At 34.9% G+C, this 14198-nt stretch carries 17 protein-coding genes; 8 read left to right on the top strand and 9 right to left on the bottom strand.

The genetic code is table 11. The features are described from left to right. Window positions 1-66 precede the first annotated feature (66 nt). Window positions 67-294: a phage holin gene (locus B2C77_RS09985; RefSeq protein ID WP_077703478.1), complete on the bottom strand. Its 228-nt coding sequence runs from the start codon at window positions 292-294 to the stop codon at window positions 67-69. Window positions 295-1150: 856 nt separating this feature from the next. Further along, window positions 1151-1876 (bottom strand): RNA polymerase sporulation sigma factor SigK, encoded by a 726-nt coding sequence (gene sigK / locus B2C77_RS09990; protein WP_077703479.1) that lies wholly within the window; start codon window positions 1874-1876, stop codon window positions 1151-1153. A 569-nt stretch (window positions 1877-2445) separates the two neighbouring features. Between sigK and B2C77_RS22365 the strand changes: the two genes are divergently transcribed. The 5 genes from B2C77_RS22365 (at window position 2446) to B2C77_RS10005 (ending at window position 5732) form a co-directional block, all read left to right on the top strand. Beyond that, window positions 2446-2580 carry a hypothetical protein gene (locus tag B2C77_RS22365; RefSeq protein ID WP_296361370.1) on the top strand — a complete coding sequence of 45 codons (135 nt, stop codon included), beginning with the start codon at window positions 2446-2448 and terminating at the stop codon, window positions 2578-2580. Window positions 2581-2625: 45 nt separating this feature from the next. Further along, window positions 2626-2760 (top strand): hypothetical protein, encoded by a 135-nt coding sequence (locus tag B2C77_RS22640; protein ID WP_296361371.1) that lies wholly within the window; start codon window positions 2626-2628, stop codon window positions 2758-2760. A 245-nt stretch (window positions 2761-3005) separates the two neighbouring features. Beyond that, window positions 3006-3188 carry a hypothetical protein gene (locus tag B2C77_RS22075; RefSeq protein WP_254843966.1) on the top strand — a complete coding sequence of 61 codons (183 nt, stop codon included), beginning with the start codon at window positions 3006-3008 and terminating at the stop codon, window positions 3186-3188. Next, window positions 3188-4567 carry a PTS transporter subunit EIIC gene (locus B2C77_RS10000; protein ID WP_077703480.1) on the top strand — a complete coding sequence of 460 codons (1380 nt, stop codon included), beginning with the start codon at window positions 3188-3190 and terminating at the stop codon, window positions 4565-4567. The genes B2C77_RS22075 and B2C77_RS10000 overlap by 1 nt, the downstream gene beginning before the upstream one ends. 85 nt (window positions 4568-4652) lie before the next feature. Further along, entirely contained in the window at window positions 4653-5732 is a 1080-nt protein-coding gene (locus tag B2C77_RS10005; protein WP_077703481.1) for a DUF871 domain-containing protein, read from the top strand. A 121-nt stretch (window positions 5733-5853) separates the two neighbouring features. On the opposite strand, the gene mnhG is transcribed toward B2C77_RS10005, so the two are convergent. From mnhG to B2C77_RS10035, 6 genes are read right to left on the bottom strand one after another with little or no spacing between them, the layout of a single operon-like run. Then, the gene (gene mnhG, locus B2C77_RS10010; RefSeq protein WP_077703482.1) at window positions 5854-6234 is read right to left on the bottom strand and encodes a monovalent cation/H(+) antiporter subunit G; all 381 of its coding nucleotides are present in this window, start codon (window positions 6232-6234) and stop codon (window positions 5854-5856) included. Next, a complete protein-coding gene (locus tag B2C77_RS10015; protein ID WP_073004541.1) occupies window positions 6215-6526 on the bottom strand; it encodes a Na(+)/H(+) antiporter subunit F1 in 312 nt (103 codons plus the stop codon). Before B2C77_RS10015 ends, mnhG begins: the two co-directional genes overlap by 20 nt. Continuing rightward, window positions 6523-6999, bottom strand: a complete 477-nt coding sequence (locus tag B2C77_RS10020) for a Na+/H+ antiporter subunit E (protein WP_077703483.1) — start codon at window positions 6997-6999, stop codon at window positions 6523-6525. The genes B2C77_RS10015 and B2C77_RS10020 overlap by 4 nt, the downstream gene beginning before the upstream one ends. Window positions 7000-7005: 6 nt before the next feature. Continuing rightward, window positions 7006-8487 carry a Na+/H+ antiporter subunit D gene (locus B2C77_RS10025; RefSeq protein ID WP_077703484.1) on the bottom strand — a complete coding sequence of 494 codons (1482 nt, stop codon included), beginning with the start codon at window positions 8485-8487 and terminating at the stop codon, window positions 7006-7008. Then, entirely contained in the window at window positions 8480-8818 is a 339-nt protein-coding gene (locus B2C77_RS10030; protein WP_073004536.1) for a Na(+)/H(+) antiporter subunit C, read from the bottom strand. Before B2C77_RS10030 ends, B2C77_RS10025 begins: the two co-directional genes overlap by 8 nt. Window positions 8819-8820: 2 nt before the next feature. Beyond that, window positions 8821-11136, bottom strand: coding sequence for a Na+/H+ antiporter subunit A (locus tag B2C77_RS10035; protein ID WP_077703485.1), 2316 nt, complete (start codon window positions 11134-11136; stop codon window positions 8821-8823). 231 nt (window positions 11137-11367) lie between these two features. Between B2C77_RS10035 and B2C77_RS21670 the strand changes: the two genes are divergently transcribed. Then, entirely contained in the window at window positions 11368-11529 is a 162-nt protein-coding gene (locus B2C77_RS21670; protein WP_176087313.1) for a hypothetical protein, read from the top strand. Window positions 11530-11696: 167 nt separating this feature from the next. Here the strand turns inward: B2C77_RS21670 and B2C77_RS10040 are convergent, their stop codons facing one another. Beyond that, window positions 11697-11843, bottom strand: a complete 147-nt coding sequence (locus B2C77_RS10040) for a sporulation histidine kinase inhibitor Sda (protein ID WP_077703486.1) — start codon at window positions 11841-11843, stop codon at window positions 11697-11699. Window positions 11844-12562: 719 nt separating this feature from the next. Here B2C77_RS10040 and B2C77_RS10045 point away from each other — a divergent pair. Together B2C77_RS10045 and yqeH are read left to right on the top strand one after the other, a co-directional pair. Continuing rightward, the gene (locus B2C77_RS10045; RefSeq protein WP_077703487.1) at window positions 12563-13078 is read left to right on the top strand and encodes a YqeG family HAD IIIA-type phosphatase; all 516 of its coding nucleotides are present in this window, start codon (window positions 12563-12565) and stop codon (window positions 13076-13078) included. A gap of 6 nt (window positions 13079-13084) precedes the next feature. After that, complete coding sequence (yqeH, locus tag B2C77_RS10050; protein ID WP_077703488.1) at window positions 13085-14185, top strand: ribosome biogenesis GTPase YqeH; 1101 nt, start codon at window positions 13085-13087, stop codon at window positions 14183-14185. The last annotated feature ends 13 nt before the right edge of the window (window positions 14186-14198 follow it).

Below are 14198 nucleotides of genomic sequence, written 5' to 3' on the forward strand. Positions count from 1 at the left end.
AAACAAAGAAGGATAATAGCAACCCTCCTTTGTTTATCAACGTTATCTTATTTCGTACATATAAATTTATTTCATTCCATTTTCCTTTAAAAATTTTTCATTTTCTTGCGCTTTTTTGGTAACATTATTATTTTTCCACCAAGCATATATGGCCATTATTGTAGTAGCTATTGTAGAAACAATTTCATAAATTTCATCTTCGTTTAATGGTAGGGGCTGATAGCCAAAGGTGATTAAAGCTTGGTTAAGCAATAAAATACTTAGTGCAACAAGCCTTACAATAGCAGTTTTCATGTTATCACACTCCTCACTTAAATATATTCCAAAAATTCTAATTTATTCGTAAAATACTTTTGAAAAAGAAAAATATTTTCTTCTTATAAACAAAACGTGTATCTGAAATCAATTTTTAGTCAGTCGAATAGCAAATTTGGCATCACAAGCGATTTTTTATTAAAAAATAATAATAGAGTAAAAAAGTATTAAAGCAGGAAACAGTAGTTAATTGTTATTGACATACCTTTTTTATCCATGTAAAAGAGATTAATTTAGCCTTTACCGCATTATCCATGAAACATTGTAGCGGTGTTTTGAGTTTTTTGATATTTCTCAAAGCATCATTGGACACGCTTTATTCTCTAAATCCATAATTCTTTCCCTATACATTTGTGCTATGCCTTCTTTTTATTGAGAATGAGATTTCAATTACACTAGGAGACATCAATCAATGCAAACAAGTGTTAAAAAGAGCGAATAATGAATATATCTGAATTATTAACTTGTATTTCTTGAATAAATATTCGCAACACCCTCTGTGTTTTTTCGTATGTAACTGACTTCCTTTCACTTGCATGTAATACTTTATTGCTTCTTCCAATACGAAAGTTGCTAGGATTCCCACTTAGCGGTCATTTTGGACTGGCTAGCAATATTCTGTTGCATGGTTCGTTTCTAAAGAGATACCAAATCATGACCATATGGTCTTGCATTATCCATAGAATTGTAAACCAGACTCCCTATGTAGCAAACGCTCGCGTGTTCAGTCTTAGTTTTTTAAGATTGCTGTATTCATACTCTATGATACAATTTTTAAGCAGGCGTAGGAACTGGAAATACACTCACACAAAAAAAGAAAGCTAAACTTTTAAAGTTAGCTTTCTTTTTTATCCCTTTTACCTCTATGTTCTTTTCTGTAGTATTCATGAAATACTTTCATCAAAGCTCGTTTTTCAATTCGAGAAACGTAACTTCTAGATATGTTTAATTTTCTGGCAATTTCTCGTTGTGTTAGTTCTTTTTCATCGTTTAATCCATACCGATAAACAATTACTTCTCGTTCTCGTTTATCTAAAATCGCAAAATAATCTTCCATTTTTTCAATTTCCATATTTAATTGAATAAATTCGATAATATTTTGATTCTCAGCTTCTAAGATATCAATAAGGCTAATTTCATTTCCTTCTTTATCTTGACCAATTGGATCATGCAGCGAAACATCTTTCTTTATTTTCTTCAATGCTCGTAAGTGCATTAATATTTCATTTTCAATACACCGGGCTGCATAAGTAGCAAGTTTTGTACCTTTTCCAGGCGAATAACTTTCCACCCCTTTAATCAAACCAATGGTTCCAATAGAAATAAGATCTTCAGCATCTTCTCCCGTATTTTCAAATTTTTTTACAATATGTGCTACGAGCCGAAGATTATGTTCAATGAGTTTGTTTCGCGCTGTTTCACTTCCGTCCTGCATTTGCTGAATGTATTTTTTTTCTTCATCAGGTGGTAGAGGTTGGGGAAAAGCATGGTTTTTAACATAAGAGACAAAGAACATCGCTTCTTTAATAAGTAAAGCGAGCGCACTTAAAATGCCGGACAAATATATCCTCCTCCTTGGTGTACATACTCAGTAGTCATTAGCCCATATGTTTATACTATGAAGCTTAGAGAAATAAAGTGTCTGTCCTAAATAAGGTTTTATTATGTTCGTTTCATATTTTATTCTGTATAGTTTTTACAATTTAAATTGTTGTAAGATCCTCGCTTCAAGACTTACATGATGTAAACTGACAAGTCAAAGTAGGGATAATACATAGACTCATTAAAAAATACTAGGGCTATTCATGATTAAGAAAATGGACACGGGTTGAAGGTCTGATCACTAAAGCAAATTCTTAATGCGTTTTACCGTATTGTATGTATACATAGATATTTATAGGTATTTGTCCAAGCAATTACGACATATATTCTTTTAAATGGACGGGCAAAACAGTAGAGGTTGTATTGTATAATATTTAGACGTTACAGGTAAAGAAGAAAGAGAATAGTAATCATTTTAGAGTAAAAATACAAAGTAATATTGAAATAAAATTTTATAAATAAATAACAAAAATCAACATATTTTTTCAAAGTGTGTTATAATAATAGCAGAAGAAGGGTGTGAATCATATGTTAGAAAAACTAAAGACAGAAACAAGAAATGAATACACTTACAATCTTGATTCGATGCAATTTAAAGACGGTTTAGCGCTTATGAATAAAGAAGATAAACAGGTTGCAAATGTTATAGATACGCAACTTTAATAATAGAACGAGCTGTTCAACTTGTAATTACATCTTTTCAAAAAGGTGGAAGGAGCGCAAGATGACGAAGAGCAAGGTGAAAAAGATTTACAAAGGAGAAACCTCACACAGGCAGACGCGGTGATAGGGGTTGCAGCTAGTGGGAGAACGCCTTATGTTATAGGGGCTTTTAGCATATGAAAATAAAATAAACGCAAAAAAGGTTCGTATTTCTTGTAATAAGGGGGCGGTAATGAGTAAACATGCAGATGTAGCAATTGAATTAGAAACAGGTCAGGAGGTAATTATTGAAGCCACCTGCTTAAAAGTTGGAAGAGCGCTTTGATCTCTACAGCTTCAATGATAGGTATTGGTAAAGTATATTAAAATGTAATGTTGATTTATAAGCCGCCAACGAGAAATTAGTAGTTAGATCAATATGCATCATGATGGATGCTATAGGAGTAGATCACAAAGAAGCAAAAGATTATTTACGTAAGTCCAAAATTAATTTCAAGATTGTTATCATAATAATATTACTACAACGCTCCTATGACAAAGCAAAAGAGAATGTTCTCCAAGCGGGCGTTTTTGTACAAAAAGCGTTAATGAAAGGGGAGAAGAGATAATGAAAAAGGAAGAAAAACTGACGCAGGATATTTTACAGTTTATTGGTGGAAAAGAAAACATAAAACAAGTTAGCCATTGTATGACAAGACTAAGGCTTAAGCTTAAAGATGATGGAAAAGCTGACATCAGTGCTTTAAAAAATGTAAACGGTGTCATGGGGGTTGTTGTGGACGAAACATTACAGATTGTGATTGGACCAGGAACTGTTAATCGTGTTGCGGAGAAAGTAAGTGAAATAACTAAATTAGGCATTGGCGAGGAGCAAGGTCCAGATGATAAAAACTTGACGTTTGAAGAAAAAGCAGCATTACAAAAGCAGGAAATAAAGCAAAGAAATAAAACGCCTTTTAAAAATTTTCTACGTCGATTAGGTAATATTTTTATTCCATTAATTCCTGGGTTAGTTGCCTCAGGTATTATTAATGGCGGTGCTAACTTTGCAAAAAATGCGGGTGTTGATCCAGAAACGACATGGATGCAAATCTTGCTTGTTTTTGGAGGCGCTATTTTTACGTATTTAGCTGTATTAGTAGGATGGAATACCGCAAAAGAGTTTGGAGGCACACCTGTATTAGGTGCCATTGCTGGTATGATTTTATTTAATCCGATGCTTGCTGATATTACCATATATGGGGAAGCGTTAGTTCCTGGTAGGGGGGGCTTATTCGGAGTCATCTTTGCAGCTTGGTTAATGACATTTTTAGAAAAACGAGTTCGAAAAATTATTCCAGCAGCCGTAGATATTATTTTCACTCCTTTAATTACGGTTTTAATTGTTGGTTTTGCTTCTTTATATGTAGTTATGCCAGTTGCCGGTGTCTTATCTGATGGCATAACAGATGGATTAACATCCTTAATCGATATGGGGGGATTTATTGCTGGTGCAGTATTAGCAGGTTTTTTCCTTCCATTAGTAATGGTTGGATTGCACCATGGATTAACCCCCATTCATTTAGAGCTGATTAATACGTTCGATAATACGGCATTACTTACTATTTTAGCGATGGCCGGAGCAGGGCAAGTGGGAGCAGCAATGGCTATTTATGTGAAAACCAAAAATAAACGCTTACGAAATATTATTAAAGGTGGTCTACCAGTAGGATTTTTAGGAATTGGAGAACCTTTGCTTTATGGCGTGACATTGCCTTTAGGACGGCCGTTTTTAACCGCATGTATGGGAGCGGCAATTGGGGGCGGATTTCAAGCTGTCATGCAAACTGCAGCTAAAGGTATCGGTGTTTCAGGTTTGTCATTGATTCCACTTATTGATGATGGAAAGTATATATTATATTTCTTAGGTTTAGTAATTTCATATGCTGGAGGTTTTATTTTCACGTATTTGTTCGGCTTTAAAGAAGATATGGCTAAAGATATATAAAAAATGAAGTTACCTTGACTGTTACCAAGGGGCAAATTTATAAAAGCCCCTTGGTAAATAGCGGTAATAAAAAAGGGTGGTATTCATGCTAGGTATTTCTGTATATATTGGTGAACAAAGTGTGGAAGAACAGTCCACTTACATAAAGAAAATGAAGGAAAAAGGGTTTACGTCTATTTTTACCTCTCTGCATATACCAGAAGAGGACCCCGCTATGTATAAACACCAGTTACAAGCATTAGGAAAGATAGCAAAGCAATTAAATATGGAACTAATGGTTGATATTTCTCCAACTTCACTTATTGCTTTAGGGTTTGAGTGGAAGACAGCTTCTGAGTTAGTAAATTGGGGATTAAGTGGTCTGCGCCTTGATTATGGAATTGACGAGGATACGATTGTATACCTCTCAAAAGAGATGAAGGTCGCTCTTAATGCAAGTACACTAACGCCGCATGTTTTAGAAACATTAAAACAAAAAGGGCTGGATATTTCTATGGTTGAAGCATGGCATAATTTTTATCCACGCCCGGAAACTGGCATTGGCTGGGATGATTTTATTAAAAAAAATAAATGGTTAAAACAAGAAGGATTATCTATCATGGCGTTTATACCAGGAGATGAAAAGTTAAGAGGCCCCATTTTTTCAACATTACCAACGTTAGAAGCTCACAGATCGGTGTCTCCTTTTGCTGCATATTTAGAGCTTAGTCATAAGGGAATAGTTGATAAAATTTTGATTGGAGATAGAAGTGTTAGTGAACGTACGTTCGAACAGTTTTCTGGTTACCAAAAAAATGAAATCCTTCTTCATGTGACACCAAATCCAGCAATACCTCAATCAGATGTAGATTTAGTAAAAGGCACGCATACAAACCGCGTTGATCGCGCACGCGATTGTATTCGTTCTGTTGAGTCGAGACAATATGCATCGATAGGAGCTACGAAGATTGCCCCTGTTAACTGTGTAGAACGTCGTATAGGTTCAATAACAATTGATAATGAGCATTATCAAAGGTACCAGGGTGAAGTGCAAATAACTACACGCGATTTGCCTAAAGATAGACGAGTAAATGTGATTGGAAGAGTAGTCCCCCAAGATAGGATGTTGTTAAAATGGATAGATGGTGGGCAAAGGTTTACCATTAAACTGGTTTCAAACGATTAGCAGTTAAAAAAGAAGGCTATCATAAAAAAGCAATGAGAATCCATGAAGGAATCCATTGCTTTTTTTACTATAGGCATTTAATATTTTTTGGTTTATAGTTTGAAAGAAAAATGACGGCTTTCTAATACATATTTCTTTTTTTATACTCTTTTACAGCTTCTTCATATGCATCTTTTTGGTTTTTTAAATATGGCTTTACTCCTGATGAGTGTGCAGCTCTTCCCATCATATGTGCACCTACGGGAGCTGTTAACATGATAAATACGATTGCTAATAGCAACTTACCACTAACAATAGAATGCTCTAAATATAGATACGTAAAAGCTCCAATAAGAATAAAAGCGATTCCTAATGTAGATGCTTTTGTTGCTGCGTGTAATTTTGTATAAACATCAGGAAAGCGAACGACGCCAATTGACGCAGATAGAATAAAAAAGGTGCCCGCTAAAATGAATAAAGCAACGATAAGGTTTAAGATAATATTAATCCACGTCTCTATCAATGATAACACCCTTTTCTAGGTATTTTGCAATGGCAAGCGTTGAAAGGAATGCAAGGATTCCAATGAGCAAAATGACGTCATTTAACTTTGTTGTTATCAAGTAGATTGACATTAAGCCCGCTAGCCCCATTAAGTTAATACCAATGGCATCTAATGCAACCGCTCGATCAGGTAGTGTAGGGCCAGATATAACACGATATAAAAGAAGAGCTAATGATAGTGATATACCAATAAACGAGATCACGATTGCTACTTGTAATATATTGTCTGTCGTTGTTAATATATTCGTCATCTTGTCACCTCCATGATTGCTTTTTCAAATGTGTTCTTTATGGAATCGATAGCCTCATTGTTATCATGAATATCCATTCCATGAATAAACAATTTTGTATTATCACGCGATACAGCAACGGATAATGTACCTGGAGTGAGAGAAATTAAATTCGCCAACAAGGTAATTTCCCAATTACTTTTCAACTCTGTTGGTAGCTCGAATATTGCTGGTTCAAAATTTGGTTTCGGTGAATAAACAAGTTTTACAATTTCAATGTTTGAAGAGAGTAACTCTTTTATAAACAGGAAGATCAAGCTAACGATCTTTACCACTCTTCGAAAATAGAACGTGTCTGGTATAAAGCGACGTAAAAGAAACAAGAGTAAAATCCCTAATAGATATCCAGCAAAAAAGCTTGGAACAGAATAAGATTCACTTAAGAACATCCACATAAAGGCGATAATTAAATTAATTACTATTTGAAAAGCCATTATTCATTACTCCTTTAGCACAGAATCAATATAAATTTCCGGATCAAGTAAATAAGCAGCTATTGACTCAATACTCGGATAAAACAATTCTGCTCCAACTCCTAGCAATACAGATATCGTTAATAAAGCGACAACGGGAGCCATTAAGCCGTTAATAGGCTTCTTTACAATAGTACCCATTGTTTCTTTATCTCCCCAAAATCCGTTAATAAATATTTTTACAACGGAATAAAGGATGAGCAGACTCGTTAGCAAACCGACAATAACGATAGCGATTTCTCCTTCTTCAAAGGCACCCTTCAGTAATAACAATTTGCCGATAAACCCGCTAAAAGGTGGGAGACCTGCTAATACGGCAGCAGATAAAAACAATAGCCAACCTAAAGAAGGATAGTAATGAATAAGCCCGCCCATTTTGCGTAAATCGGATGTTCCAGCTACATAGGCTATGATACCTACTAGTAAAAATAGTGCAGTTTTAATGATCATATCGTTAATAAGATAGTATATGGAGCCACTAATTCCAGATTCGTTCAAAACCCCAATTCCTAGAAGGATAAATCCAATGGCAGGAATAATGTTATAAGCGATAATCAATTTAATATTTGAAGTCGACAATGCACCAATGATGCCAAAAATCATCGATAGACCAGCTATCCAAATAAACATTTCATGGGTTAAATCTGTTTGATAAACAAAAATAAGTGAAAATACTCGTAAGATAGAGTAAACCCCAACTTTTGTTAACAACGCGCCGAATAAAGCCGATATAACAGGATTCGGTACGATGTATGACTTTGGTAGCCAGTAATAAAGTGGGAATAACGCTGCTTTCGTAGCAAAAACAAAAAACAGTAATATCCCAATCGTTGTAATGATACCTTGCTGTTCCACTTCTTGTACGCGTTCGGCAATTTGTGCCATATTCACTGTTCCAACAACGGCATATAAAAGTGCAACAGTGGTAACAAATAACATCGATGAAAATAAGTTAATTAACAGGTATTTCAGCGATTCTCGTAATTGAACTTTTCCGCCTCCTAATACAATTAAACCGTAAGAAGCCATTAATAACACTTCAAAGAATACAAATAGGTTAAATAAATCACCCGTTATAAATGCCCCAGACACACCAGTAATGAGAAAAAAGAAAAATGGATAGAAATAAAATTGTTCTCTTTTTTCCAAACCAGCATAGGGAGCGTAGAATGCACAGGCAGTACTAATTACATTCGTTGTTAAAACTAATATGACAGCTAAGCCATCCATGACTAAAACAATTCCATAAGGAGCCATCCAGTCTCCTGTTTGCAATATAATTGTGCCATGTTCAAGTACGTACCAAGTAATATAGCCAGCTGTTGCTAAACTAATGATTGAAAACAGCTTCGTTAGTGCTCTTGATATGCGAACATTTTTATTGAAAAAGATAAGAACGATAGCTGCTATCATTGGGATGATAATTGGTAGTATTACTAAATTACTCATTTTCGTTACCCCTTAATTCTTCCATATTGTCCGTACCGTTTTCTTGAGTCGATCTATAAGCTAACACTAAAAGTAAACTGGTTACACCAAAGCTAATCACAATAGACGTTAGGATTAAAGCCTGAGGTAGCGGATCGGTATAATTTTCGATCCCATCTGTCAAAATAGGAGGCTGGCCAGTTTTTAATTTCCCCATTGTAAAAATAAGGATGTGGGCTCCGTGGGATAGTAATGCTGTACCTATAACGATGCGAAGCAATTGCTTTTGCAACATATTATAGATGGCAGTTGCAAACAAAACTCCTGCTAATATAGATGTAATAATCTCCATGGTTATTCTGCCTCCTTATTCTTTTTATATTTAATAAGGCCGACGATGGCTAATGCAGCGATACCTAACACAGCGATTTCGAATAAGGTATCTAACCCACGAAAATCAACCAAAATTACGTTAACAATATTATATCCGCCGCCCAATGGTTTTGAGTTCTCTACAAAGTAATTAGCTATCGATTCGAACCACCTACTACTATGACTAGATATTGCCACTAAGGTAATCAACGTTCCAAACCCGATAGAAATGATTGCATTCATCAGTTTTGTTCTTGGTGTGTCAGATGATTTGCGCAACTTCGGTAAATGGTAAAAGCAAAGTAAAAAGAGTGCCACAGTAATTGTTTCAATAACTAATTGCGTTAGAGCAATATCTGGTGCGCGATAAATAACAAATAGAATAGCCACACCGAAACCAACCACTCCGACTACTAAGATGGCAGCTACATTATGATTCATATAAATAGTAGCGATTGCTGCAATAATCATAATTCCTACAACTGCAACCTCGATAAATGAAATATCAGCTAACTCGTTCGTGCTAAATGCAAAACCGTCTGTTAAAAACATAAATAGAAACGAAACAATAAGCATTGTGCCAAGAATTAAAGACATATATGTTCTTAATGAACCAGTCATGTAGTAATTCGTAATGCGATTAGAAACTTGACCAATTCGATTTAAAATAGCGTCATATACGTGGTTAAAGCTTACTTTACCAGGCAAGACTTGATAAACTCCTCGCCATTTTTTTCGAGTCAAAAATAACACTGTACCTAATCCAACCACTGCTAATGACATTTTAAAAGGTGGAATAAACCCATGCCAAAATGTAACGTCTTTATAGGTTACAGAACTGTTGATCGCAGTCGCTGCATGCTGTAAAAAGGATGAGTTAACCATATTTGGAAACAAACCAATTGTAATGACGCCAACTACAAGAATGATCGGTGATATAAGCATGCCGATAGATGCTTCGTGTGGTTTCTTTGGTAGTTTATCCAAATGTTTTTTACCAGTAAATGTCCCGAAGAACAGATACATGGAATAGACAAATGTAAAAATACTACCTAGAACTGCTAAAAATGGGATGGTTTGACTCCAAAAGTCAGCACCTAAGCCTAGTGATGCATCAAAAAACAGTTCTTTACTATAATAGCCATTTAGAAATGGTAATGGAACTCCCGCCATAGAAAATGTTCCAAACATGGCTAATGTAGCAGTAATGGGCATTAAAGTAGCCAGTCCGCCAAGTTTTCGAATATCTCGAGTTCCAGTTTCATGATCAACAATCCCAGCTACCATAAATAGACTACCTTTGAATGTCGCATGATTTAATATATGGAAAACAGCTGCAAAAACGGCTGCTTTTGTGCCAAAACCTAGCATAGCCATGATCATTCCAAGCTGACTAATGGTAGAGAAAGCTAAAATAGCCTTTAAGTCTGTTTGTCTTACAGACATATAAGCGCCCCAACACAATGTTGCAATTCCAAATACACTTACAATAATAAAAAATGCTTCATATCCAGAGAAAATCGGCGAAAAACGAGCTACAAGAAAAAGCCCCGCTTTTACCATGGTGGCTGAATGTAAATAAGCACTAACAGGTGTTGGTGCTTCCATTGCGTCAGGTAGCCAAATGTGAAATGGGAATTGGGCAGATTTTGTAAATGCACCTAATAGTAATAAGCCGAGAATGAGTGGCAAATAATTGCTATCTAAAATAAAATCTACTTGGGTAATCATTTGTTGTATGCTTGTTGTACCTGTAACGACGTACAGCAGAATAAAGCCACCAAGCATACTTAACCCGCCAAATACAGTTATGAGCATGGATTTTAATGCACCATAGCGAGAACGCTCTTTAAAATGCCAGTACCCAATTAATAAGAACGAAGAAATCGATGTTAATTCCCAAAACGTATAAAGCACAAATATATTATCCGATAGCACTACGCCAAGCATTGCGCTCATAAACATGAGCAAATACACATAAAAATGCCCAAGGCGTTCTGACTTGTCAAGATAATAGATGGAGTAAAGGACGACTAATGAACCAATTCCGCTAATTAATAGCACGAATAATAAACTTAGACCATCTAAATATAAATCAAAGTTAATGCCTAAAGATGGAATCCAGTTATAATGTTCCATGATTGGAGTAAAGTCGTTACCTATAAAAGTAACGAAGTATAGAAAAATCAAAAAAGGTATAAAAAAAACGAAGATCCCTGTATGTATTTTTTCTTTTAATTTACTTAATGCAGGAATAAAGCATGCAATAAGCAGTGGAATAAGAACTGCAAATATCATTTGACCGGAATTCCTCCTTCACCAACTAAAACGGTTTTCTATTATGTTTTTCATTACTTGATATGACAAAAGGGCTAAACCACCTATACCTATAAGTGGTACATGTAAATATCCTTCTCCATAGTCGGATATTTAATCATTTGTTGTTATTTTTATACTAAATGGGTCTCTTTATTTATTTCACATATAAGGAACTGTTAGAATCCCACTTCAAGAGTTGGAGAATCGATAATGCCAAAAAGAGTGGTTAGCAACGATATGCTTGGTAAGTTTAGCAAACAAACAGCCAAGATGAAAGAAAGCCCACCTGATGATTCCTTTATAACGAATGAGCGTTGTGGTACAACTTTCAAATGGGGAAAAATTCTTTTTTATGTGCAACAAATGGTTTAGCCAAACAAAATGGTATTTGTGCGAGTTTGTATACCATTGTATATCAAGCTTCATCCAAGAAATATTTTAACACAATAAAGGGTTGATAAAAATAAAAAACCCTTAGAAATCATAAATTCTTCAAGGGTTTTCGAGTTTCTTCATATTTAATATAGTGGGTAAATTCATTAACCTGATTTTGTATCTTTTATTTTATGTGACAAATGTCTTCTATGAATCTCTTCTTCAATTAGCAAGAGAAAATCAGGGCTTAAATTTAAATCATTTGCTGTAATATATGATTCGAGTAATAATTCATCCGACAAATGTTCCATAAATACAGCCCCCTTAGAAGTGGAAATCTTCTGTAATAAAGTTACTAATAATTTATCATGAACCTAGCAGCCGGACAAGGTGCTAGTTATCTACAATGGTCTGTAGATAACTTGTGTATAAATGGTAGAAAAGTGTAATAAATGCAGTTAAATCAACTCGAAAATTGTTAATAAAGTTATCCACAATGCAGAAAATGAAAGTATTTGTCGAACGATTTATGTATGTAAAGTAGGTATTTATGCATAGTCTCTAATCACCAAAACCTATTTTGCTGAAATTTGTTAGTATACACTTTGTTAAGATGTCGAAAATCAATGCATAAGCAAAATTGTTAAAAATAAGTGACTAAGGAAAAACAGAGATCTTGTGAAAACAAGTTTAAAAAGAGAAAAATGTGATGTCTAAGATATAAGGATACCCTTGGAAAAGAACAATATTTTTAAACTATCTCTTTATACAACGTTTATGAAACAAATCAATTGCTTTTTCTAAATTTTTGCTTGGAAAATAAAATTTCTTTATTATTGTAGCGAGTTGTTATAGGATTAGGGTATAATTGTTTTTTTGTATGTATGTAGGAATGAGTGATTTGCTTGTTGGTCTAGGAAAACGAGCATTTTAAAACAAGCATTATATTGCAGAATATATGATGAAATGGCTATTCATCTGTTTTATATGTATTCCTATGGATCAACTGACTGTAATGAGGTGTGAAAGTGTGTTAAAAAAGTTTTTACCGAATGAGCATGTGAAAAGTATATTTGAGATTCATCCTGAATCATTGAAGGAAAAAGGGATAAAAGGTATTATTACTGATTTAGATAATACTTTGGTTGCTTGGGACGTTAAGGAAGCTACTTCTGAAGTGGTAGAATGGTTTAAGTTAATGAAAGAGCATGGCATTAGCGTAACCATAATTTCCAACAATAATCGAGAGCGAGTGAGTGTGTTTTCTGAGCCGCTCGATACCCCTTTTGTATTCAGTGCTCGCAAACCATTAAGCAAGGCGTTTAAAACAACAGCTAAAAAAATGAATTTAAAGGAAGAAGAAATTGCCGTTATCGGGGATCAGGTTTTAACGGATGTACTCGGAGGAAATATGGCTGGTTTTTATACAATTTTAGTCGTCCCCATTGTGCAATCAGACGGAAAGATAACAAGAATTAATCGTAAAATAGAGCGCCGTATTCTTGCATATATGCGAAAAAAGGGGAAAATAAGCTGGGAGGAATAAGCAACGATGGAAACAATATATTGTCAAGGTTGTGGTATACGCATTCAAACAACAGAAAAGAACCAACCAGGGTACACTCCTGCCTCATCCTTGATAAAGGAAAATATTCTATGTCAAAGGTGCTTTCGTTTAAAGCACTATAATGAAATTCAAGATGTTGCAATTACCGATGCTGATTTTTTTAAAATGGTAAGTTCTATTAGGGATACATCTGGGTTAGTAGTACATGTGGTCGATATCTTTGATGTGGCTGGAAGTTTAATTAAAGCTTTACCGAGAATAGTTGGAAATAAATCCATTTTGTTAGTAGGTAATAAAATCGATTTGCTTCCTAAATCAGTTAATACAAGGAAGTTACTACAGTGGTTACGCGCGCAAGCTAAACAAGTGGGGGTAAATGTAGCCGATGCTTGTTTAATCTCCTCAGCAAAAGGGCACGGGATAAGTGAACTTGCAGAGACAATGGAGCAATATAGAAATGGTGATAACGTTTATATTGTGGGCACAACAAATGTTGGAAAGTCAACGTTTATTAACCGATTAATTAAAGAATCGACAGGCTATCGTGACGTGATTACTACTTCTTATTTTCCAGGAACGACATTGGGTTTTATTGAAATTCCTTTAGATAACCATTCAGCTCTCATCGATACACCAGGTATTGTAAATAAAGAGCAAATAGCTCATTATATTTCTGGTAAAGACTTAAAGCTGATTACACCAAACAAAGAGATAAAACCTAGAGTTTACCAATTAAATGATGGACAAACTTTGTTTTTTGGCGGATTAGCTCGATTAGATTTTATAAAAGGAGACAAACAGTCCTTTGTCTGTTATTTTTCTAATCAAGTTTCGATACATCGTACAAAATTAGAAAAAGCAGATGAACTATTTGAAAATCATCTCGGTGAACTATTGACGCCTCCATCCATGGAGTCCATCGATCAAATACCACCTATGATTTCGGACACATTTCGAATAGATCCGGGAAAGTATGATATTGTTTTTCCTGGTTTAGGCTGGGTCAGCATCTTAGGTGATGGTGCTACAGTAACTGCGCATCGACCAAAAGGTGTTGCTGTTTCTATTAGGCAATCATTCAACTAGGGGGGGATAGGTT

Source organism: Virgibacillus dokdonensis, from assembly GCF_900166595.1.
GTDB lineage: Bacteria > Bacillota > Bacilli > Bacillales > Amphibacillaceae > Virgibacillus > Virgibacillus dokdonensis.

Excerpts from the sequence above, each read along its gene's own strand:
- B2C77_RS10015 (WP_073004541.1), bottom strand. The coding sequence starts at position 6,526 with ATGACGAATATATTAACAACGACAGACAATATATTACAAGTAGCAATC.
- B2C77_RS10035 (WP_077703485.1), bottom strand. The coding sequence starts at position 11,136 with ATGATATTTGCAGTTCTTATTCCACTGCTTATTGCATGCTTTATTCCT.
- B2C77_RS10020 (WP_077703483.1), bottom strand. The coding sequence starts at position 6,999 with ATGGCTTTTCAAATAGTAATTAATTTAATTATCGCCTTTATGTGGATG.
- B2C77_RS22075 (WP_254843966.1), top strand. The coding sequence starts at position 3,006 with ATGATGGATGCTATAGGAGTAGATCACAAAGAAGCAAAAGATTATTTA.
- B2C77_RS10030 (WP_073004536.1), bottom strand. The coding sequence starts at position 8,818 with ATGGAGATTATTACATCTATATTAGCAGGAGTTTTGTTTGCAACTGCC.
- B2C77_RS21670 (WP_176087313.1), top strand. The coding sequence starts at position 11,368 with ATGCCAAAAAGAGTGGTTAGCAACGATATGCTTGGTAAGTTTAGCAAA.
- yqeH (WP_077703488.1), top strand. The coding sequence starts at position 13,085 with ATGGAAACAATATATTGTCAAGGTTGTGGTATACGCATTCAAACAACA.
- B2C77_RS22365 (WP_296361370.1), top strand. The coding sequence starts at position 2,446 with ATGTTAGAAAAACTAAAGACAGAAACAAGAAATGAATACACTTACAAT.
- B2C77_RS10005 (WP_077703481.1), top strand. The coding sequence starts at position 4,653 with ATGCTAGGTATTTCTGTATATATTGGTGAACAAAGTGTGGAAGAACAG.
- B2C77_RS10040 (WP_077703486.1), bottom strand. The coding sequence starts at position 11,843 with ATGGAACATTTGTCGGATGAATTATTACTCGAATCATATATTACAGCA.
- B2C77_RS10000 (WP_077703480.1), top strand. The coding sequence starts at position 3,188 with ATGAAAAAGGAAGAAAAACTGACGCAGGATATTTTACAGTTTATTGGT.
- B2C77_RS10025 (WP_077703484.1), bottom strand. The coding sequence starts at position 8,487 with ATGAGTAATTTAGTAATACTACCAATTATCATCCCAATGATAGCAGCT.
- B2C77_RS09985 (WP_077703478.1), bottom strand. The coding sequence starts at position 294 with ATGAAAACTGCTATTGTAAGGCTTGTTGCACTAAGTATTTTATTGCTT.